General features: G+C 71.0%; 16 protein-coding genes. 4 read left to right on the top strand and 12 right to left on the bottom strand.

What is annotated here, in order from left to right:
- Positions 1 to 8: 8 nt before the first annotated feature.
- Positions 9 to 1448 carry an MFS transporter gene (locus CG740_RS25500; protein WP_100577595.1) on the bottom strand — a complete coding sequence of 480 codons (1440 nt, stop codon included), beginning with the start codon at positions 1446 to 1448 and terminating at the stop codon, positions 9 to 11.
- A gap of 85 nt (positions 1449 to 1533) precedes the next feature.
- On the opposite strand from CG740_RS25500, the gene CG740_RS25495 reads away from it, so the two are divergent.
- Positions 1534 to 2484: a LysR family transcriptional regulator gene (locus CG740_RS25495; protein ID WP_159030404.1), complete on the top strand. Its 951-nt coding sequence runs from the start codon at positions 1534 to 1536 to the stop codon at positions 2482 to 2484.
- Positions 2485 to 2651: 167 nt separating this feature from the next.
- Positions 2652 to 4697, top strand: coding sequence for a phosphocholine-specific phospholipase C (locus CG740_RS25490; protein WP_100577593.1), 2046 nt, complete (start codon positions 2652 to 2654; stop codon positions 4695 to 4697).
- Positions 4698 to 4719: 22 nt separating this feature from the next.
- Here the strand turns inward: CG740_RS25490 and CG740_RS25485 are convergent, their stop codons facing one another.
- Positions 4720 to 5253, bottom strand: coding sequence for a GNAT family N-acetyltransferase (locus tag CG740_RS25485; RefSeq protein ID WP_100577592.1), 534 nt, complete (start codon positions 5251 to 5253; stop codon positions 4720 to 4722).
- Between the two features lie 99 nt (positions 5254 to 5352).
- Positions 5353 to 6546 (bottom strand): FG-GAP-like repeat-containing protein, encoded by a 1194-nt coding sequence (locus CG740_RS25480; protein ID WP_100577591.1) that lies wholly within the window; start codon positions 6544 to 6546, stop codon positions 5353 to 5355.
- Between the two features lie 222 nt (positions 6547 to 6768).
- Between CG740_RS25480 and CG740_RS25475 the strand changes: the two genes are divergently transcribed.
- Positions 6769 to 7473 (top strand): nitroreductase family protein, encoded by a 705-nt coding sequence (locus CG740_RS25475; protein ID WP_100577590.1) that lies wholly within the window; start codon positions 6769 to 6771, stop codon positions 7471 to 7473.
- 97 nt (positions 7474 to 7570) lie between these two features.
- Here the strand turns inward: CG740_RS25475 and pruA are convergent, their stop codons facing one another.
- Together pruA and CG740_RS25465 are read right to left on the bottom strand one after the other, a co-directional pair.
- On the bottom strand, positions 7571 to 9202 hold the full coding sequence (gene pruA / locus CG740_RS25470) for an L-glutamate gamma-semialdehyde dehydrogenase (protein WP_100577589.1): 1632 nt from the start codon (positions 9200 to 9202) through the stop codon (positions 7571 to 7573).
- Positions 9203 to 9292: 90 nt separating this feature from the next.
- Complete coding sequence (locus tag CG740_RS25465; protein ID WP_100577588.1) at positions 9293 to 10219, bottom strand: proline dehydrogenase family protein; 927 nt, start codon at positions 10217 to 10219, stop codon at positions 9293 to 9295.
- Positions 10220 to 10430: 211 nt separating this feature from the next.
- Between CG740_RS25465 and CG740_RS25460 the strand changes: the two genes are divergently transcribed.
- On the top strand, positions 10431 to 11579 hold the full coding sequence (locus tag CG740_RS25460) for a PucR family transcriptional regulator (RefSeq protein WP_100577640.1): 1149 nt from the start codon (positions 10431 to 10433) through the stop codon (positions 11577 to 11579).
- A gap of 22 nt (positions 11580 to 11601) precedes the next feature.
- Here the strand turns inward: CG740_RS25460 and CG740_RS25455 are convergent, their stop codons facing one another.
- From CG740_RS25455 to CG740_RS25420, 7 genes are all read right to left on the bottom strand, one after another.
- Positions 11602 to 12195 (bottom strand): TetR/AcrR family transcriptional regulator, encoded by a 594-nt coding sequence (locus CG740_RS25455; protein ID WP_100577587.1) that lies wholly within the window; start codon positions 12193 to 12195, stop codon positions 11602 to 11604.
- Positions 12196 to 12287: 92 nt separating this feature from the next.
- A complete protein-coding gene (gene serA, locus CG740_RS25450; RefSeq protein WP_100577586.1) occupies positions 12288 to 13880 on the bottom strand; it encodes a phosphoglycerate dehydrogenase in 1593 nt (530 codons plus the stop codon).
- A gap of 257 nt (positions 13881 to 14137) precedes the next feature.
- Positions 14138 to 15139, bottom strand: a complete 1002-nt coding sequence (gene ilvC, locus CG740_RS25445; protein ID WP_100577585.1) for a ketol-acid reductoisomerase — start codon at positions 15137 to 15139, stop codon at positions 14138 to 14140.
- A gap of 109 nt (positions 15140 to 15248) precedes the next feature.
- Positions 15249 to 15776, bottom strand: a complete 528-nt coding sequence (gene ilvN, locus CG740_RS25440) for an acetolactate synthase small subunit (RefSeq protein ID WP_100577584.1) — start codon at positions 15774 to 15776, stop codon at positions 15249 to 15251.
- Between the two features lie 26 nt (positions 15777 to 15802).
- Positions 15803 to 17671, bottom strand: coding sequence for an acetolactate synthase large subunit (locus tag CG740_RS25435; RefSeq protein WP_100577583.1), 1869 nt, complete (start codon positions 17669 to 17671; stop codon positions 15803 to 15805).
- Positions 17672 to 17897: 226 nt separating this feature from the next.
- Complete coding sequence (locus CG740_RS25425; RefSeq protein WP_100577581.1) at positions 17898 to 20768, bottom strand: putative bifunctional diguanylate cyclase/phosphodiesterase; 2871 nt, start codon at positions 20766 to 20768, stop codon at positions 17898 to 17900.
- 392 nt (positions 20769 to 21160) lie between these two features.
- Complete coding sequence (locus CG740_RS25420; RefSeq protein WP_100577580.1) at positions 21161 to 22102, bottom strand: 2-hydroxyacid dehydrogenase; 942 nt, start codon at positions 22100 to 22102, stop codon at positions 21161 to 21163.
- Positions 22103 to 22149 lie beyond the last annotated feature (47 nt).

The raw sequence follows: 22149 nt of genomic DNA, 5'->3' as shown, positions 1-22149 counted from the left end.
CTCCACAATTACTCGGACTTCCTACTATCTGAGACGACCACCCCCGCCGAGGCCCTGGCAGCGGTCCGCGCGGGCCCGCCGCGCACCGCGTCCCCGGCGTCCCCGCGCAGCCGCAGGGCCCCGGCCGTAGCGGCCAGGCAGACCGCGCCGAGCAGGCAGAACGCCACCGCGTAGGAGCCGGACTGGGTGGTGGTGACGGCGCCGCCCAGGCGCAGCGCGACCGTGGCGACGGCCACCCCGAGGCCGGCCCCGAGCTGGTTGGCGGTCGCGGACAGCGCGTTGGCGTCGCGCAGCCGCTCGGCCGGCACCTCGCTGAACGCGATGGTCGAGTAGCAGGTCAGACCGAGTGAACGCGCCGCGCCGCCGAGCAGGACGAGGGCGGCGGTCACCGCGAGGGGTGTCGCCGCCGTGAGCAGGGCGCAGCCGGCGACCGTGACGGCGAGGCCGAGCGTGGAGACGAGCAGCAGCGGGCGGAACCCGAAGCGGTTGAGCAGTGCGGTGGTCGCGGGCTTGATCCCGATGTTGCCGACGAAGACGAAGAGCACGACCGCACCGGACTTCACCGCGCTCCAGCCGAAGACCTCCTGGAACAGCAGGGGCAGCAGGAACGGCATCGAGCCGACCACGATCCAGAAGAGCGAGCCGCCGGTCACACTGGCCCGGAACGAGGCCACGTCCAGGGTGCGCAGGTTCACCAACGGGTGCGCGGTGCGCAGCAGATGGCGTCCGGCCGCGCCGAGCGCGAGCACGGCGAGCGCGGCGACGGCGGCCACGGTCCCCCGGCCGCTGTCGGTCTCGGCGACCAGGTGGGCGGCCCAGGTGAGGGCGCCGAGGCCGGTGCAGGTGAGCAGTACGCCGGGTAGGTCGAGCGGCGGCGGGGTGGCGGTGGGCCCGGCCGCCACCAGGCGCCGGGCGACGAGGAAGGCGATCGCGCCCAGCGGGAGGTTCACCAGGAACATCCAGTGCCAGCTCGCGTACGTGGTGAGCACTCCGCCGAGCAGCGGGGCGACCACGGGCGCCATGAGCCCCGGCCACACGATGTACGCCATGATCTTCGGCAGATCGGTCCTGGCGGCCCCGGCGAGCACGAGCAGCCGGCCGACCGGGACCATCATCGCGCCGCCCGCGCCCTGGAGGACGCGCATCGCGACGAGCAGGCCGAGGCTGTCGCTCGCGGCGCAGGCCGCCGAGGCGAGGGTGAACAGGACGATGGCGGTGAGGAAGATCCGCCGGGCGCCGAAGCGCGCGGTGAGCCAGCCGCTGAGCGGTATGAGCACGGCGAGGGTCAGCAGATAGACGGTGATCACCAGGCCCACGGAGGAAGGGGTGGTGTCGAGGGAGGCCGCCATCTGCGGGGCGGCGGTGGCCACGATGGTGCCGTCGAGCATCTCCATGAAGAAGCAGCCGGCGACGAGCAGGGCGGTGGCGCGCTGTCGGGTGTCGAGCATGGGATTCAGCGTGGCCGTCACCATTGCTGCACACAAGGTCCGGTTGGTTAACCGAGAAGTGCGCGCGGCGCAGCATACTGGTGCCATGCAACAGCTCCCCGACATGAATCTGCTGCCCGCGCTCGACGCGCTCCTTCGGGCCGGGAGCGTGGCCGGGGCCGCCGCCGAGATGCGGATCTCCCCGTCCGCGATGAGCCGGACGCTCGGCCGGCTGCGCCGGGTGGTGGGCGACGAGCTGCTCGTTCCCTGCGGACGTGGCCTGGCCCTGACGCCGCGCGCCCGGGAACTCCAGCCGCGCGTGGAGGCGGCGCTCGCCTCCGCACTCGCCGCGCTCCGCCCGCCGCCGGAGCTCGAACTGGCCACGCTGCGCAGGGAGTTCAGGATCCGGGTCAATGACTCCGTGGCCATCATCTTCGGCTCGGCGCTGACCGGGCGGGTGCTGCGCGAGGCCCCCGGCGTACGGCTGCGCATGCTGCCCGAGGGCGACGAGGACCCGGCGGACCTGCGCGACCGCATCGACCTCGACGTGGGGCAGATGGGCGAGCTGCCGCACGACATCCGCAGCGAGTCGCTCGGGGCCTACGGCTATGCGGCGATCGCCCGCGCCGACGGACCGTACGCCACCGAGCGGCTGACCCCCGAGCGGTTCGCCGCGCTCCCCCACATCACGGTCACGCGGCGCGGCCGGGTGCGCAGCGTCGTCGACGAGAAGCTCGCCGAACTCGGCCTGGAACGCGACGTGTTGGCGACCGCGCCGACGTACACCGCGGCCTGCTTCCTGGCCCTGCGCTCGGACGCGCTCGCGCTGGTGCCGCGCGAGTTCGCGGTCGAGGCGGCCCGGGCGATGCCGCTCGCGGTCCTGGACATCCCGCTCGACCTGCCGGCCAGCCCCTACCGCCAGGCCTGGCACCTCCGGGTGGACGCCGACCCGGCCCACCGCTGGCTGCGCGGTGCGCTCGCGGAGATCGTCGCCGAGCTCGGGCCGCCGGACGCCGAGCCCGGACCGGCGTCCCAGGGCGGCCCGCCGCCACGCTGAGTCGATGGCGCGATAGGGCCGAAGGTTCTCATCGAACCTTAAGAAACCCTGGCGTTGACCGACTGTTCACAAATCCATCCCTGTAGAGGTCTAGCTTCAGACCATTGGGCGGCGTCACTCTTGCGCTCGATGTGCCGCAGGGGCACATGCGACGAAGAGGCGGGCGGATGACTCCGATCAGTCGTAGAGGGTTCGTGGCCCTCGGTGCGGGCATGGCGGCCGGCGCGGTGCTGCCGGCGGGGACGGCGGCGCAGGCCGCCGGTGCGGTGGTCACGAGCACGGCGGCCGCTTCGGCGACCGGCACCATCAAGGACGTCAAGCACGTGGTGATCCTCATGCAGGAGAACCGCAGCTTCGACCACTACTTCGGCCGCCTCAAGGGCGTCCGGGGCTTCGGCGACAAGAGCGGCATCCTGCTCTCGGGCGGCCGGCCCGTCTTCAACCAGCCCAACGGCCTCGGCCGCCAGTATCCGTGGAAGCTCAGCTCCACCCCGGCGGCGGGCGGCGCCGACGGCGAGACCCTCGCCCAGTGCAACGGCGACCTGCCGCACAGCTGGACCTCGCAGCACTCGGCGTGGAACAAGGGCCGGATGGACAACTGGGTCGCCGGCGTGGGCAACGTCCGCTCGCTCGGCTACCTCGACCGCGGCGACATCCCCTTCCACTACGCGCTCGCCGACAACTACACCATCTGCGACGCCTACTTCAGCTCCACGCTCAGCGCCACCGGCCCCAACCGCACCTTCCTGTGGAGCGGCAAGGTGGACGCCACCAGCAATGACGGCGGCGACGAGTCGGGCCTGACCTGGGAGACGTACGCGGAGGCACTCCAACGCGCCGGGGTGAGCTGGAAGGTCTACCAGAACGCGAACGACAACTACGGCGACAACGGGCTCGCGTACTTCACGCAGTTCACCGGCGCCAAGGCGGGCGACCCCCTGCACGACCGCGGCATGGGCTCCGTCCCGGCCACCACCGGCTCCACCCCCGACGACATCGCGGCAGCGATCCGGGCCGACGCGCTGAACGGGACACTCCCCCAGGTGTCCTGGGTGGTCGCCAACCAGGCCTTCTCCGAGCACCCCTACGCCCCGCCCGGCGACGGCGCGCACTTCGTCGACCTGGTCTACCGCGCCCTGGCCGCCTCCCCCGAGGTCTTCGACTCGACCGTCCTGTTCCTCAACTACGACGAGAACGACGGCTTCTTCGACCACGTCCCGCCGCCCTCGCCGCCGGCCGGAACCGCGGGCGAGTTCCTGGGCGGCATCCCGTACGGGCTCGGCTTCCGGGTGCCGATGCTCGTCATGTCGCCCTGGACGCGCGGGGGTTGGGTCTCCTCGGAGGTCTTCGACCACACCTCGGTACTGCGCTTCATGGAGAAGTGGACGGCCGCGCTCGGCACCCCGGCGAACTGTCCCAACATCAGCGCCTGGCGCCGCAAGGTCACCGGCGATCTGACGGGGCTCTTCGACTTCGCCTCGCCGGTGTACGGCATGCCGTCCGGGCTGCCCGGCACCAAGGTGATCGGCATCGGCACCTGCGGCCCGCTGCCCAACCCGGCGCCGCAGAACAACGCGCTGCCCGCGCAGGAGTCCGGCACCCGGCCGGCCCGAGCGCTGCCGTACCAGCCCAACGGCAACCTCGACCGGTTCGAGTTCAAGGCCGCCGGGCAGATCGTGGCCTGGTTCGGGATGGCCAACCAGGGCGCCCCCGCCACCAGCGCCGCGCACCTGTCCATTCACCCCAATGCCTACCGCGACACCACCCCCTGGCAGTACACGGTCGACCCGGGCGGCACGGCCGCGGACTCCTTCCAGATCGGCACCGGTGCGGGCGCGGGCAAGTACGACTTCACCATGGTGGGCCCCAACCGCTTCCTGCGCCGGTTCGCCGGTGACGCCACGAAGGCGGGCAAGTCCGTCGAGGTGGCCGCGCGCTACGCGGTGGAGCCCGGCACGGGGAAGCTGGCGATCTGGTTCAGGATGACCAACTCCTCGGCGGCGGCGGTGAAGTTCACCATCACCTCGAACCAGTACCGCACCGGCACCTGGACGTACACGGTCCCTGCGGGCGGCTCGACCGAGGACTTCTTCAACGCGGTGGCGTACCAGGACGGCTGGTACGACTTCACGGTCACGGCGGACTCGGACAGCACGTGGTCGCGGCGGTACACCGGCCACCTGGAGACGGGCGCGGTCTCGGTCAGCGGCTGACCGGGACCGGCCCACGGGGGTGCTAGAGCACGTCCCCGTCCCGCCAGTCGAAGGTCAACGGGCTTGCGGCGGAGGGGACTTGCGGCCCCAGGACATAGGTGGTGCCCTCCTCCTCGGGGAGCGGCACCACCCCGTCCGGCGCCAGCGCCTCGATGCGTCCGCCCCACGCCCGCCAGCCCCGGGCCCGGTACAGCGGGGCGCCCTGCTCGCTGGCCGACAGCGCGCCGAAGGCGTAGGCGCCCTCGATGACCCGCTCCAGGGGCGCCATGACGAGCCCGCCGAGCCCGCGCCGCCGCTGGTCCGCGCGGACGGCGACGCCCTCCACGTATCCGACGCGGTACGACCGCCCGGCGTGCAGCACCCGGCGCTGCACCACGCTGCCGTGGGCCACGAGGTCGCCTCCCTGGTGGACGAGGGCGTGCACACCGCCGAGGGTGTGGTCCCAGTCGTCGTCGCTGAAGCCGCCGTCGAAGGTGGTGTCGAGCAGGGCGCGGATGACGTGGAGCTCGGCGGGGGTCAAGTCCGCGGTGTGCGCGGTGCGTTGTGTCACGTCCATGACCCGGATCATTCCAGGGACCGGCCGTTCGGGGCGCGGGAACGGTCCGCGGACCGCGCTGGGCGGTCGCGCGGCTCCCCGCGCCCCTCGGGGGGCGGCTCAGAACAGCCGGTCGCTCGCATCCGGGTACTGCAGGGGCTCGGCCGCCGCGAGGCGGCCGCCCGGCAGGCCGCGGTAGAGGCTGACGACGGTGCCGGTGCCGAGCAGGTCGGGACGCCCGTCCCCGTCGTAGTCGCCGATCCCCAGCAAGGAGTCGTAGGCGCCCCAGCCACCGCTGCCGATCATGACGCGGGTGCCGAACCAGCCGCGGCCGTTGCCGGGGTAGAGCCACAGCTTGCCCGTGTTGTCGCTGACCACGAGGTCGTTCCTGCCGTCGCCGTTCAGGTCGCCCGCCCCGGCGAAGGACTTCATGACGTTCCAGCCGCCGCCGATGAGCAGACGCTTGCCGAACCAGCCCTTGCCGTTGCCCGGGTACATCCAGAGCTGCCCCGCGGTGTCACGGGCCAGCAGGTCGCCCTTGCCGTCGCCGTTGAGGTCGCCCGCGGCCTGGATCGCGCTCATGGTGTTCCAGCCGCCGCCGATGAGCAGCCGGGTACCGAACCAGCCCTTGCCGTTGCCCGGGTACATGTAGAGGTTCCCGGCGGTGTCCCGGGCCAGCAGGTCCTCGTTGCCGTCGCCGGTGAGGTCCCCGTGCCGGGTCAGCGCGGTCATGGAGTTCCAGCCGCCGCCGATCAGAAGGCCGCCGCCGTCGTGCAGGAACCACAGCCGTCCCGCGTAGCTGCGCTGGAGCAGATCCGGTGCCCCGTCGCGGTTGAGGTCCCCGAAGGCCTGGGCCGGGCCCGGTCCCCGCGGTGTCGACCAGTCGAGGTTCTCGGTGCCTCCCTGGCACTCCCGCCAGGTGTGGGCCCAGCGGGCGGAACCGAGGTTGTTGTCCATGTGGCTGTTCTTGTCCGCGAACAGGGACAGGTCGATGCCCCACGATCCCGAAGCGGACACCTCGACGTCGTGGACCGCGTCGATGTACTGGAAGTTGGTCCGGCTGTAGAGGCAGAGGTCTTCGTAACCGGTGCGGTTGATGACCGAGGACGCCTTGAAGCGCCAGGAGCCGAAGTCGCGCTGCGGCGACGAATAGGACGCCATCGCGCCCTGCCCCTCGGCACCCTCGAAGACGCAGAACTTGCCCTGCGGACAGCGGTCGAAGCCGGTCGCGGCCTGGGCCGGGACGACGGAGGTCGCGACAAGACCGAGGGCGGCGGCAGCCGTCACCAGGGCAGCGCGAAGCTTGGTGCGCATGGAAGGTTCCCCCCAAAGGAACGACTCGCCCGGCCGTGTGAGCCGGGCGGGAGCTGCATCGTAGTGGCCGCACAGGGACCCCACAGCACGGGGTGGGCGAGCCGCTTTCCGTCCGCCCGGCGGGCCCCCTGCGCACGCCTGCCCGCCACCCTGCACCGACTTTCACGTCACGTGTGCGCCAAGGGACTTGGACCGGACCAAGCCACCCGCCAGACTCGCCCCATGCCCACACCCACCGAGCAGCACTGGACCCCCGTCCACGGCGAGCCCTACCGGCCCGTCCCCTACCGTCCGGCCCGCATGGCGAGCGCCGAAACCCTGGCGCGCGCCGCCGAACTGCGCGAGCGCCTGGCCGAGCGCCGTACCGTGCGCAGCTTCTCGCCCGACCCGGTGCCCGAGCAGGCCGTCCGGGACGCGGTCGCCTGCGCCGCGACCGCGCCCTCCGGCGCCCATCAGCAGCCGTGGACGTTCGTCCTGGTCAAGGACGCAGAGGTGCGGCGCAGGATCCGCGCGGCGGCCGAGGAGGAGGAGCGGATCTCCTACGACGGGCGGCTCGGCGAGGAGTGGCTGGCGGCGCTGCGGCCGATCGGCACGGACGCGGTGAAGACCCACCTCACGGATGCCCCGGCGCTGCTCGTCGTCTTCCAGCAGCGCTACTGGCTGGCCGAGGACGGCACCAAGCACAAGCACTACTACGTGGACGAGTCGGTCGGCATCGCGGTGGGACTGCTGCTCTCCGCGCTGCACCAGTCGGGTCTGGCCGCCCTGGTGCACACGCCGAGCCCGATGCGGTTCCTGTCCGAGGTGCTCGATCGCCCCGCGAACGAGAAGGCGTTCGCCGTCATCCCGGTCGGCTATCCGGCCGACGACTGCGAGGTCCCCGATCTGGTCCGCAAATCCCTCGACCAGGTGCTCGTCGAGGTCTGAGCGGGCGGCCCGCGCGCGGACGGGCGGACAGGGAAACCGCCCCCGTCCTCGGTTGGGGGACCAAGGACGGGGGCGGGGTTTCGGTGCGGCTACGGCATCAGCCCATGTGCGGGTAGCCGTAGTCGGTCGGCGGGACCAGCGTCTCCTTGATGGCGCGGGTCAGCGTCCAGCGCATCAGGTTCTGCGGGGCGCCCGCCTTGTCGTTGGTGCCGGACGCGCGGCCGCCGCCGAAGGGCTGCTGGCCGACGACGGCGCCGGTCGACTTGTCGTTGATGTAGAAGTTGCCCGCCGCGTAGCGGAGCTTGTCCATCGTGTACGCGGCCGCGGCACGGTCGTTGGAGATGACGGCGCCGGTCAGGGCGTAGTCGGAGGCCGACTCCATCTGCTCCAGCATCTCGTCGTACTTGGCGTCGTCGTAGACGTGGACCGCCAGGATCGGGCCGAAGTACTCGGTCGTGAAGACCTCGTTCGCCGGGTCGGTGCACTCGATGACGGTCGGGCGCACGAAGTAGCCCACCGAGTCGTCGTAGCTGCCGCCCGCGACGATCGTGCAGGAGGCGTCCGCCTTCGCGCGGTCGATCGCGGCCTTGTTCTTGGCGAAGGAGCGCTCGTCGATGACCGCGCCGATGAAGTTCGACAGGTCGGTGACGTCACCCATGGAGATGCCGTCGACCTCGGCCGCGAACTCCTCCTTGAAGCCGTCGTTCCAGATCGACGCCGGGACGTAGGCGCGCGAGGACGCGGAGCACTTCTGGCCCTGGTACTCGAAGGAGCCGCGGGTCAGCGCGGTCTTCAGGACGGCGCGGTCGGCGCTGGGGTGCGCGACGACGAAGTCCTTGCCGCCGGTCTCGCCGACCAGACGCGGGTAGGTGCGGTACTTCTCGATGTTCGTGCCGACGGTCTTCCACAGGTGCTGGAAGGTCTTGGTCGAACCGGTGAAGTGGATGCCGGCCAGGTCGCGGTGGTTCAGGGCGACCTCGGAGACGGCCAGGCCGTCACCGGTGACGAGGTTGATGACGCCCTTGGGCAGACCGGCCTCCTCCAGGAGCTGCATGAGCAGCACGGCTGCGTGGGTCTGCGTCGGGGACGGCTTCCACACGACGACGTTGCCCATCAGGGCCGGGGCGGTCGGCAGGTTGCCCGCGATGGCCGTGAAGTTGAACGGCGTGATCGCGTAGACGAAACCTTCGAGCGGGCGGTGGTCCATGCGGTTCCACACGCCCGGGGAGTTCGCCGGGGGCTGCTCGGCGAGCAGGTTGCGGGCGTAGTGGACGTTGAAGCGCCAGAAGTCGACGAGCTCGCAGGGCGTGTCGATCTCGGCCTGCTGGGCGGTCTTCGACTGGCCCAGCATGGTCGAGGCGGCCAGCGTCTCGCGCCAGGGGCCCGAGAGCAGCTCGGCGGCGCGCAGGATGATCGCGGCGCGGTCGTCGAAGGACATCGCGCGCCAGGCCGGGGCGGCGGCGAGGGCGGCGTCGACCGCGTCCTTGGCGTCCTGCTCGGTGGCGTTGGCGTAGGTGCCGATGACGGCCCGGTGGTTGTGCGGCTGCACGACGTCGAAACGCTCGCCGCCGCCCATCCGCTTCTCACCGTTGATGGTCATCGGCAGGTCGACGGGGTTCTCCGCCAGTTCCTTGAGCTTGGCTTCCAGACGGGCGCGCTCCGGGGAACCAGGGGCGTAGCCGTGCACCGGCTCGTTGACCGGGGCGGGGACCTGGGTCACTGCGTCCATGATTCCTTGACTCCTTTGTCCTGTGTGAGGGGTGTTCGGGTGAACGGAGGCACGGGGCCTGTCCGAAAAATCCGTGGTCCTGGTGGACGGCTAGTTCTTGGTGATCATCGAGCGGACGAAGAACAGCAGGTTGGCCGGCTTCTCCGCGAGGCGCCGCATGAAGTAGCCGTACCAGTCGGTGCCGTACGCCGTGTAGACGCGCATCCTGTGGCCCTCGGCGGCGAGCCGCAGGTGCTCCTCGCTGCGGATCCCGTACAGCATCTGGAATTCGTACTCGTCCAGCTTGCGCCCGGCGCGGCGGGCGAGCTCCTGGCCGATGGCTATCAGGCGCGGGTCGTGGGACCCGATCATCGGGTAGCCCTCGCCCTCCATCAGGATCTTCAGGATGCGGACGTACGACTTGTCGATCTCGCTCTTGTCCAGGTAGGCGACCTCGGCGGGCTCCTTGTAGGCGCCCTTCACGAGGCGCACCCGGCTGCCCGCGGCGGCCAGGCGGCGGGCGTCGTCCTCGGTGCGGAAGAGGTAGGCCTGGATGACGCAGCCGGTCTGGGGGAAGTCCTTGCGGAGCTCCTCGTGGATGGCGAACATCGAGTCGAGGGTGGTGTGGTCCTCGGCGTCCAGGGTGACCGTGGTGCCGATCGCGGCGGCGGCCTCGACGACCGGGCGCACATTGGCCAGGGCCAGCTCGTGGCCGCCCTCAAGCGACTGGCCGAACATGGAGAGCTTCACCGACATCTCGGCCTTGGTGCCGTGGCCGAGCTCACCCAGGCGCTCGATGAGCTCCAGGTAGGCGTCCCGCGCGTGGGCGGCCTGCTCGGGGGTGGTGATGTCCTCGCCCACCACGTCCAGGGTGAGCTCCAGGCCCTTGCCGACCATCTCCTCGACGATGCGGACGACCTGGTCGACGCTCTCGCCGGGGATGAACCGGTTCACCACGGGCTTGGTCACCGGGGCGGCCGAAACGAGCTTGCGCATCTTGTCGCTGCGCGACGCGGCGAGGATCACGGGACCCAGCACGGGGCACCTCCACGGAAAGAACTAGACGGGGCCGGGACCGGGATCTTTCGGACGATGGACGCCTTCGGGACGAAACGGTAACGGCACGGAGAACCACCGTGAAACCTATGGATCTCCCCGATCCTCTGCCATCGACAGCTGTCACGCATCCGTGGCCCAGATCTCATACACCTGTCTGAAGCGGTGCGGGGGATGAGCGAGAATGGCTTCCGTGAAGGGCGACTACCAGGACCTGGTCGATGAGATCTCGGCGCTGCTCGGCGCCCCCGCGACGCTGGAGAACCGGGATTTCGGGCTGATCGCCTTCGGCGCGCACGACTCCGACGACGACCTCGCCATGGACCCCGTCCGCACCCGTTCCATCCTGACCAGGAAGTCGACGCCGGCCGTCCGCGCCTGGTTCGAGGGCTTCGGCATCACCCGCGCCACCGGCCCGGTCCGCATTCCGGCCGCGCCCGACGCGGGGGTGTTCCGCGGCCGGGTCTGTCTGCCGGTGCGCCATCGGGGCGTGGCCCTCGGATACGTCTGGCTGCTCGACGCCGAGCCGGGACCGGCCGAGGACAAGCTGGCCGCCGCGATGGAGGTGGCGGCCCGGATCGGGGTGCTGCTCGCCGACGAGACGCAGGCCGGCGCGGATCTGTCCCGTGAGTTCCGGGCGGTGCTCACCGCCGGGCGCGGCTGGCAGCGCGACACGGCGACGGCCGCACTCCAGACCGCCCTCGGCCCGGACGCGGAGGGCCTGCACGCGCTGGTGTGCGTGGCGCCCTGGCCGGGCGAGGACGCCCCTTCGGTCCGTACGGTCCCGGGCGCGGCGGCGGTGTGCACCCTGCCCTGGCCGGGACCGGCCGGCGGCGGGCATGCGCTGGCCGCCCTGGTGCGGCTGCGTTCGGCGGACGCGCTCGCCCCGGCCCGCACCGCGGCGGAACGGCTGCGCGGCGACGCCGGGCACGGAGCGGCGGCCGGGGTGGCGACGGCCCGCCGGGGCCTCGCCGAGCTGGGCCCCGCCCACCGGGAGGCAACGTCCGCCGTGCGCGCGGCACTTGCCGAACCGGGGCTCGGCCCGGTGGCGCACTGGTCGGACATCGGCCCGTACCGGATGCTGACCGCACTGCCGACCCCCGAGCAGCAAGATCCTTGCGTACGGGCCCTGTTGAGCCCGGCGCACCCCGAACTCGCCCGTACCGCCGAGGTGTTCCTGGACCACGCGGGCCAGGCCGGGCGCACGGCGGCGGCGCTGGGCATCCACCGCCAGACGCTCTACTACCGCCTCTCGCGCGTGGAGCACCTGACCGGACTCGACCTGGACCGGGGCGAGGACCGGCTGCTGCTGCACATGGCGTTGAAGGCGGCGCGGCTCTGAGGGCGGTGCGGGGCGGGGCGGTTCAGCCGCCGGCGGCGACCTCGTCCCGCCCCGTGACGATCTTCAGCCCCTCGGTGAGGTCCTTCGCCGAGGGAGCGGTCCCCGGGTCGATCATCCGCTGGACCATCACCCCGGCCAGCAGCGCCTGGAGGAAGGTTCCGGCGAGCCGGGCCCGCTCGGGGTCGGCCCGCTCGTCGATGCCGAGCAAGCTCTCCGCGAGGCCCTTGCGGCCCTCCAACTGCGGTCCGGCGAGGGCGTGTTGCAGCTCGGGGTCGCTGTCGAGCCGGGAGACGATCTCCATCTGGAGCTGCCACACCGGGCGGCTGTGCCCGTAGGAGTCGATGGCCTTGGCCCAGCCCCGCTCGAAGCGTTCCAGCGGGGGCAGGTCCCCGGCGGTCGCGCCCTCGCCCCGGCTGTCGGCGAGCCCCTCGCCCCACTCCTCGGCGAGCTTCAGGAAGGCCAGGTTGAGCAGGGCCTCCTTGGAGCCGTAGTGGTAGCCGATGGAGGCCAGATTGGTGCCGGACTCGGCGACGATGTCGCGGGCGGTGGTCCGGGCGTAGCCCTTCTCAAGGAGGCAGCGCTTGGCGCCTTCGAGCAGACCCTCACGGTGTCCCATGGCGGCAGCGTACCCGGCGTGCGGACATCGTCCTGGACAGGTGTCCAGGACCCGATGCCGCAGCCGGGTACGGGAATCGCGAGATCTCGGGGTCAGTCGGTCAGGTTCACCGAGCGGGCGGAGTTGGCGCCGATCTCCTCGGCGACCTCGGCCAGAACGTTCGGCGGGATGGTGTCGTCCACGGTCAGCACGGCGAGCGCCTCGCCGCCCTCCTCGGCGCGGGCGACCTGCATGCCGGCGATGTTGAGCCCGGCCTCGCCGAGGACCCGGCCGACGGTGCCGACGACACCGGGGCGGTCCTCGTAGCGCAGCACGACCATGTGGTCCGCGAGCGCCAGGTCCACGTCGAACTCGCCGATCGCGACGACCTTCTGGAGGTGCTTGGGCCCGGCCAGGGTGCCGGACACCGAGACCTCCTCACCGTCCGACAGGGTGCCGCGCACGGTCACCACATTGCGGTGGTTGGGCGACTCGCTCGACGTGGTCAGGCGGACCTCGACACCGCGCTCCTGCGCGAACAGCGGGGCGTTGACGTAGGAGACCGTGTCGTCCACCACGTCCTCGAACACGCCCTTGAGCGCGCTGAGTTCGAGCACCTTGACGTCGTGCTGGGTGATCTCGCCGTACACCTCGACGTCGAGGCGGACCGCCACCTCGCCGGCCAGGGCGGTGAAGATGCGGCCCAGGCGCTCGGCGAGCGGCAGGCCCGGCTTCACGTCCTCGGCGATGACGCCGCCCTGGACGTTGACCGCGTCCGGGACCAACTCGCCCGCGAGCGCGAGGCGTACGGACTTGGCGACGGCGATGCCGGCCTTCTCCTGGGCCTCGTCGGTGGAGGCGCCCAGGTGCGGGGTGCAGACGACCTGGTCGAGCTCGAAGAGCGGGGAGTCCGTGCAGGGCTCCTTGGCGTACACGTCCAGACCGGCGCCGGCGACACGGCCCTCCTTGAGGGCGGAGTACAGCGCGGCCTCGTCCACGATGCCGCCGCGCGCCGCGTTCACGATCCGCACGTGCGGCTGCACCTTGTGCAGCGCCTCGTCGCCGATCAGGCCGAGCGTCTCGGGGGTCTTGGGCAGGTGCACGGTGATGAAGTCGGAGACTTCGAGCAGCTCGTCGAGGGAGAGCAGCTTCACGCCCATCTGCGCGGCACGGGCCGGCTGCACATAGGGGTCGTACGCGACGATCTTCATGCCGAAGGCCGACATGCGCTGCGCGACCAGGACGCCGATGCGGCCGAGGCCGACCACGCCGAGGGTCTTCTCGCTCAGCTCGACGCCGGTGTACTTGTTCCGCTTCCACTCGCCGTTCTTGAGTGCGGTGTTGGCCTGCGGGATGTTGCGCGCGGTGGCGACCAGGAGGCCGCAGGCGAGCTCGGCGGCGGTGACGATGTTGGAGGTCGGGGCGTTCACGACCATGACGCCGGCCTTGGTGGCGGCGGAGACGTCGACGTTGTCGAGGCCAACTCCCGCGCGGGCGACGACCTTCAGCTTCTTGGCGTGCGCGACGGCCTCGGCATCGACCTTGGTGGCCGAGCGGATCAGGATCGCGTCGACATCGGCGATGGCGGGCAGCAGCTCCGCGCGGTCGGCTCCGTTGCAGTGCCGGATCTCGAAGTCCGGCCCGAGGGCGTCGACGGTGGCGGGCGACAGCTCTTCAGCGATGAGTACGACAGGTTTCGAGCTCACGTGGGTCCTCACTGAATCCTTTGCGGACGGCCGTCCCGACGGCCGCAGGCGGTGGAGGGGCTAGCTAGCCGCGTGGAAGACGCACGACGCTGTGGGCCTGACGCGTAGGTGTTGCTGAGCAGTCTAGTGCCGCTCCCCCGGAGGAATTCCGCCGTGGCGGCAGGATCACCCGATGGTGGTTGGACGTGGTGTCCAGAGCGGCGCGAAGCCGACGGGGCCGGACACCGGTGGTGTGCCCGACCCCGTCGGCAGGAGGCCTACGCCTCGTCGTTCTGCACCCAGCTCATGAGCTTGCGCAGCTCCTTGCCGGTGGTCTCCAGGAGGTGCTCGGAGTCCTGGGTCTTGTACTCGTTGTACTTCTTCAGACCGCCGTGGTACTCGTCCATCCAGTTCTTGGCGAACGTGCCGTCCTGGATCTCGGCGAGGACCTTCTTCATCTCGGCCTTGGTGTCGGCCGTGATGATCCGGGGGCCGGTGACGTAGTCGCCCCACTCGGCGGTCTCCGAGATCGACCAGCGCATCTTCTCCAGGCCGCCCTCGTACATGAGGTCCACGATCAGCTTCAGCTCGTGGAGGCACTCGAAGTAAGCGATCTCCGGCTGGTAGCCGGCCTCGGTCAGCGTCTCGAAGCCCGCCTTGACCAGCGCCGCGGTGCCACCGCAGAGCACGGCCTGCTCACCGAACAGGTCGGTCTCGGTCTCCTCGGTGAAGGTCGTCTTGATGACGCCGGCCCGCGTGCCGCCGATGCCCTTGGCGTACGAGAGCGCCAGCGCCAGGCCGTTGCCCTGCGGGTCCTGCTCGACGGCCACGATGCACGGCACGCCGCGGCCCTCTTCGTACTGGCGGCGCACCAGGTGGCCGGGGCCCTTGGGCGCGACCATCGCGACGGTCACGTTGGCCGGGGGCTTGATGAAGCCGAAGCGGATGTTGAGGCCGTGGCCGAAGAACAGCGCGTCGCCGTCCTTCAGGTTGTCCTTGATGGACTCCTCGTAGACCTGGGCCTGGATCGGGTCCGGAACCAGGATCATGATGACGTCGGCCTCGGCGGCCGCCTCGGACGGCGTCACCACGCGCAGGCCCTGCTCCTCGGCCTTCGCCTTGGACTTGGAGCCCTCGTGCAGGCCGACGCGGACGTCGACACCCGAGTCACGGAGCGACAGCGCGTGGGCGTGGCCCTGGCTGCCGTAACCGATCACCGCGACCTTGCGGCCCTGGATGATGGACAGGTCGGCATCGTCGTCGTAGAACAGCTCGGCCACTGGGAAATCTCCTTGGTGTGCTGGTGTTGCGTCCACCGTATCGGTGGGGGTGAGTAAGGAATGGGTGAGTCTCGCGATACGGGCGGGTCAGGGCCCGTGCCGGCGGGGCTCAGGCGCTGCGGTCCAGGGCGCGCAGCGAGCGGTCCGTGATGGACCGGGCGCCACGCCCTATGGCGATCGTGCCGGACTGGACGAGCTCCTTGATGCCGAACTGCTCCAGCATCTTCAGCATCGCCTCCAGCTTGTCGGCGCCGCCGGTGGCCTCGATGGTGACGGCCTCGGGCGAGACGTCCACGGTCTTGGCGCGGAACAGCTGGACGATCTCGACGATCTGGGAGCGCGTTTCGTTGTCGGCACGCACCTTCACCAGGACGAGCTCGCGCTGGATCGCAGCGCTGGGCTCAAGTTCGACGATCTTCAGGACGTTGACCAGCTTGTTGAGCTGCTTGGTCACCTGCTCAAGCGGCAGGTCCTCGACACTGACCACGATGGTGATGCGGGAGATGTCGGGGTGCTCGGTGACACCGACCGCGAGCGAGTCGATGTTGAAGCCGCGGCGGGAGAACAGGGCGGCGATCCGGGCCAGGATGCCGGGGGTGTTCTCGACCAGGACCGAGAGCGTGTGCTTGGTGGACATGAGCCTCTTACCTCTTCCTACAGCTCTCAGTCGTCTTCGTTGTCGCCGAAGTCGGGGCGGACGCCGCGGGCGGCCATGACCTCGTCGTTGGAGGTGCCGGCGGCGACCATCGGCCACACCTGGGCGTCCTCGTGGACGATGAAGTCGATCACGACGGGGCGGTCGTTGATGGAGTTGGCCTCCTCGATCGCCTTGTCGAGGTCCTCGGGGCGCTCGCAGCGGATCGCGTAGCAGCCCATCGCCTCGGACAGCTTGACGAAGTCGGGGACGCGGGTGCCGCCGCTCGGCTTGCCCTGCTCGGCGACGCCGTCCTCGGGGCCGGAGTGCAGCACGGTGTTGGAGTAGCGCTGGTTGTAGAACAGGGTCTGCCACTGGCGGACCATCCCGAGCGCGCCGTTGTTGATGATGGCGACCTTGATCGGGATGTTGTTGAGCGCGCAGGTGGTCAGTTCCTGGTTGGTCATCTGGAAACAGCCGTCGCCGTCGATCGCCCAGACCATCCGGTCCGGCTGACCGGCCTTGGCGCCCATGGCGGCCGGCACCGCGTAGCCCATGGTTCCGGCGCCGCCCGAGTTCAGCCAGGTGGCGGGCAGTTCGTAGTTGACGAAGTGCGCGGCCCACATCTGGTGCTGGCCGACGCCGGCCGCGTAGATGGTGTCCGCGTCCGCGAGCTCGCCGATGCGCTGGATGACGCGCTGCGGGGACAGCGTGCCGTCGTTCGGCTCGTCGTAGCCCAGCGGGTAGGTCTCGCGCCAGCGGTTGAGGTCCTTCCACCAGGCGGTGTAGTCGCCCCGGTGGCCCTCGGAGTACTCGGCCTGGACGGCCTGGACCAGATCGGCGATGACCTCGCGGGCGTCGCCCACGATCGGCACGTCGACCTCGCGGTTCTTGCCGATCTCGGCCGGGTCGATGTCCGCGTGGATGACCTTGGCGAACGGCGCGAAGCTGTCCAGCTTGCCGGTGACGCGGTCGTCGAAGCGGGTGCCGAGCGCGATGAGCAGGTCCGACTTCTGCAGTGCGGTGACGGCGGTGACCGCACCGTGCATGCCGGGCATTCCCACGTGCAGCGGGTGGCTGTCGGGGAAGGCGCCGAGCGCCATCAGGGTGGTGGTGACGGGCGCTCCGGTGAGCTCGGCGAGGACCTTCAGTTCGGCGGTGGCGCCGGACTTCAGGACGCCGCCGCCGACGTACAGGACCGGGCGCTTGGCCGCGACGATCAGCTTGGCGGCCTCGCGGATCTGCTTGGCGTGCGGCTTGGTGACCGGTCGGTAGCCCGGCAGGTCGGTCGTGGGCGGCCACGCGAACGTGGTCTGCGCCTGGAGGGCGTCCTTGGCGATGTCGACCAGGACGGGGCCCGGGCGCCCCGTCGAGGCGATGTGGAAGGCCTCGGCGATGGTGCGCGGGATGTCCTCGGCCTTGGTGACCAGGAAGTTGTGCTTGGTGATCGGCATGGTGATGCCGACGATGTCCGCCTCCTGGAAGGCGTCCGTGCCGATCGCCTTGGAGGAGACCTGGCCGGTGATCGCGACCAGCGGCACCGAGTCCATGTGGGCGTCGGCGATCGGGGTGACCAGGTTGGTGGCACCGGGACCCGAGGTCGCCATGCACACGCCGACCTTGCCGGTGGCCTGGGCGTATCCGGTGGCCGCGTGGCCCGCGCCCTGCTCGTGGCGGACCAGCACGTGCCGGACCCGGGTGGAGTCCATCATCGGGTCGTACGCCGGCAGGATGGCGCCGCCGGGGATCCCGAACACGACCTCCGCCCCGACTTCCTCAAGAGAACGGATGAGGGACTTCGCGCCCGTGACGTGCTCAACGGTCGCGGACTGGTGTCCGCCGTTACGGGGCCGCGGCTGCGGATGGTGGGCCCCGGTGGCCTGCTCGGTCATCGGCATTCTCTTCTCGAAGCTGAGGGTTTTTGCGGTGGTTTAGTCGAGATCGCGGTGGTGCTTGAGGGGTGCCAGTGCAACAAAAAACCCCTCGTGCCGCGAGGCAAGCGAGGGGAGCGCGTCGGGTGCGGTCTGCGGAGCCCACAGGGGCTCCGCTTCAGCCGACGCGCTTTCCAAGTACGAGAATTCGGGTGCGCATGGCATTGACCCTCCCCCCGGCGCGCTGGTGGTGTCAAGTAGGTGGGACGGGCGTCTCATTATGTGAGCCCAGCAGCGGTCCGCTCCGGCCACTGAGCACGGGCAGCGCGGCCCCGCCCGGCACCGGATACTCGCCCCTCAGCAGGGCCCTGCGCAGCCGGAACTCGTCGAGCGGACCGGAGAACGCCATGCCCTGCCCATGCGTACACCCCATGGCGCGCAGGGCCAGGACCTGCTCCGGCACGTCCACTCCGTCGGCCACCGACTGCATGCCGAGATCGCAGGCGATCCGGAGCAGCCCGGCGGTGATCTTGTGGAGGCGGGCCGACTCGACGACACCCTCGACCAGTCCCCGGTCCAGCTTCAGGACGTCGACGGGGAGCCGGCGCAGCGCGTTGATCGCGGCGTAGCCGCTGCCGAACCCGTCGAGCGCGATCCGCACGCCGAGCCGGCGCAGGCCCACGAGGTGCCGCTCCAGCTCGTCGAAGGAAATCCTCGGGTCGCTGTCGGCCAGCTCGATGATCAGGGCGCCGGAGGGCAGCCCGTGCCTGCCCAGGAGGGCTTCCACCGCTCCGATGGGCATCGACTTGTCGAGCAGCCTGCGGGCCGAGAGGCGGACCGAGACGGGCGCGGCATGGCCCGCCCTGCGCCGCTCGGCGGCCTGCTCCACGGCCTCCTCAAGCAGCCAGCGGCCGAGCTCGGCGGCGCGCTCGCTCTCGTCGGCGACCCGGAGGAATTCGGCCGGGGTGAACAGGATGCCCTGGGCCGACCGCCACCGGGCCTGGGCCGCGACGGCGGCGACCTCGCCGGTGGCGAGGTCGACGACCGGCTGGTGCAGCACGGCGAACTCGCCCTCGTTGAGCGCGCTGCGCAGCCGCGCCGCGAGTTCGGTCTTGCGCACGACCTCGGCCTGCATCTGCGGGGCGTACATCTCGACGCGGTTCTTGCCGCCCTTCTTGGCGCGGTACATCGCGAGGTCGGCGTTGCGCAGCAGTTCCCCGGCGCCGACGCCCGGCTCGGCGAACGCGACGCCGATGGAGGCGGCGACCCGGACGTCGTTGCCGTCGATCAGGTACGGCTGCGACAGGGTCAGGCGCAGCCGGTCGGCGATCTCCCGCACCTGGTACTCACGGGCCGCCGGGTCGCGGGTGCCGTCGCCGAGGATGAGGGCGGCGAACTCGTCCCCGCCGAGCCGGGCCGCGGTGTCTCCGGCCCGTACCGAGTCCTGGAGCCTGCGGGCGGCCTGGATGAGCAGTTCGTCGCCGGCCTGGTGGCCGATGGTGTCGTTGACCTGCTTGAAGCCGTCGAGGTCGATGAAGAGCACGGCGGTGCCCGGGTCGGTGGTGCGGCGGCCGCCGAGCGCCTTGCGCACCCGCTTGGTGAACAGCGCCCGGTTGGGCAGGTCGGTCAGCGGGTCGTGTTCGGCGTTGTGCTCCAACTGCGCCTGGAGGCGCACCCGTTCGGTCACGTCACGGCTGTTGAGAATGAGCCCGCCCTGGTGGCGGTTGACGGTGGACTCCACGTTGAGCCACTCGCCGGTCCCCGACTTGAAGCGGCACTCGATCCGCGTCGTGGGCTCCTCGGCGGGCGGCGCCGCCAGAAACCTGCGCACTTCGTGCACCACCCGGCCCAGGTCCTCGGGATGGATGAGCGAGGCCAGTTCGGACCCCACCAGCTCCTCGGCGTCCCGCCCGTAGACACCGGCGGCCGCCGGGCTGACGTACCGCAGTATGCCGGTGGGCGCGGCGATCATGATGACATCGCTGGAACCCTGCACCAGGGAGCGGAAGTGGTTCTCCTTCTGGGCCAGTTCATGGGTGAGCGCGATGTTGTCGAGCAGCATGATCCCCTGGCGGACCACCAGGGCGAGCACGACGGTGCAGCCGGTGAACACGACCATCCGGTCGACCCGGTGGCCCTCGATGACGTTGTAGAGGATGCCCAGGGTGCACACGGCTGCCGCGAGGTACGGCGTGAGCGCGGCCAGCGAGCTGGCGAGCGGCCGGGTCGCCACCGGCTGCGGGCGCGGCCGGCCGGGGGCCGGGCGGGCTCCGCGCGGGGCGACGGCGGGCCTGCGCGGCGGCGCGGCGGGCAGTCGGCGGGCGCCCCAGGGGGCGTAGGCGAGGAGCAGGGAGCCGGCGAACCAGCCGGCGTCCAGGAGTTGCCCCGAGCGGTAGTGCTGGCGCAGCAGCGGCGAGGTGAACAGGGCGTCGCACAGGACGGTCAGGGCGAGCGCCGCGATGGCGGTGTTCACGGCGGACCGGTTGGCCGAGGAGCGCCGGAAGTGCAGTGCGAGCACCATGCTGACGAGCACGATGTCGAGCAGCGGATAGGCCAGCGCGAGGGTGGCGTGGGCCACTCCCTCGCCCTCGCCCTGCCGGGCGGTGCGGGCGAGGGCGAGGCTCCAGGACAGGGTGAGCAGGGAGCCGCCGATGAGCCATGAGTCGAGGCCGAGACACACCCAACCCGCCCTGGTGACAGGGCGTTTGGCGAGGACGAGCAGGCCGACGATGGCGGGCGGCGCGAAGCAGAGGAAGAAGAAGTCCGCGGCCGAGAGGGTGGGCACCTGCCGCCGCAGCACCACCTCGTAGAAGCCCCAGACGCCGTTGCCGCAGGCGGCCATGGCGGAGGAGAAGGAGAACAGCAGCCAGGCCGGCCGAAAGCTGCTCTCGCTGCCGGTCGCCCCGCCACGCGCGTAGCGGAAGCAGGAGACCGCGGCGATCAGCGCCGCGGCGGAGAGCCCGAAGTCGCCCATGAACTGGGCGAGTTGCGGCGAGCCCCAGCCGAGGAATGCGCCGGTGGCATATCCGGCACAGATCACCGCGAGGACGAGTTGGGAAACCATGCCGGTTCCGCCACCTCCGGTCATGGGGGGCCGGGTCAGGACCGCTCCCGGCGCGCTCACCGGACCGCTCCGCGCCACCGGGGCCTGGCCGTGGTCCCGCCCGGCCGGGGCCGGGTGCCGGGATTCGCGGCCCAAGAGCCGTGATTTTGGCCGCCGTTGGTCGTTGTGCCGCTTATCGCCCCGGCGAGTGCCGCTCCATCGCGGCGCATCGCCGCGCGCTGCCCGCGACGGGGCCGCCGCCGGCTGCTCCACCGCGTCGGATCGTTCGTCCATTGGCCGTGCATCGCCCGTCGCCCCCCTCGCCGTGATCGCTCCCCGCGCCGTAGACGCACGGCAGCGGGCCCCGGTCGGGACGATACACCAGTCTCGTCACTCAGGGACATAGCCCTTATACGCTCCGTGACAGCATGGAGTCACGAAGGCACCCGGTGCACCCGAATAGCTCCAGAGAGTTACTGATCCGTCGTCAGAACCACGTTGGCGAGCGGCTGTTGGGCCGCGAAGCGGGTGAGCTGAGCGGCCAGCAGACGCTTGGCCCGGGGCAGGAAGGCGGAGCTGGATCCCCCCACGTGCGGGCTGATGAGAACGTTGGGCGCCCGCCACAACGGATGCCCCACGGGCAGCGGTTCGGGGTCGGTGACATCCAGTGCCGCGTGGATCCGGCCGGACTCCAGTTCGGCGAGCAACGCCTTGGTGTCCACGACGGGCCCGCGGGCGACGTTCACCACCAGCGCCCCGTCCTTGAGGCGGCCCAGGAACTCGGCGTCCACCAGGCCCTTCGTCTGCTCGGTGAGCGGCGTGGAGACGATGACGACGTCCGCCTCCGGGAGCAGCGCGGGCAGGTCGGTCAGTGCGTGCACTTGGCCGCGCTCCGTTGCGCGCGAGGAGCGCGCGACGCGCGCCACCCGCGCGCACTCGAACGGCGCGAGCCGGTCCTCGATGGCCGCCCCGATCGACCCGTACCCGACGATCAGCACCGACTTGTCGGCGAGCGCCGGATAGAAACCGGACCGCCACTCCTGCCGCTGCTGCCCCTGGACGAATCCGGGGATCCCGCGCAGCGAGGCGAGGACGAGGGCCAGGGTCAGCTCCGCGGTGGACGCCTCGTGGACCCCGCGCGCGTTGCACAGGCGGACGCCCGGCGGCAGCAGTCCGACGCCGGGCTGCACATGGTCGATGCCGGCGGTCAGCGTCTGCACCACCCGGACGCCCGTCATCCCGGCGAGCGGGCGGACGGAGGTCTCGGGCGACTTCATGTACGGGACGACGTAGAAGGCGCAGTCGGCGGGGTCCGCGGGAAAGTCGGGGCCGCCGTCCCAGACCCGGTAGGTGAAGGAGTCGGGCAGGCCCGGCACATCGGCCGGGTCGAAGGGGATCCATACCTCGGAAGTCATGGTCAGGAGGCTATGCGAAGGGCGTCGGCGGCCAGAGGTTAGTTTGG

Source organism: Streptomyces sp. CB01201 (assembly GCF_002803085.1).
Lineage (GTDB): Bacteria > Actinomycetota > Actinomycetes > Streptomycetales > Streptomycetaceae > Streptomyces > Streptomyces hundungensis.
Note: the sequence above shows the minus strand (reverse complement) of the source record. Positions and strands in the feature narration are given on the sequence as shown.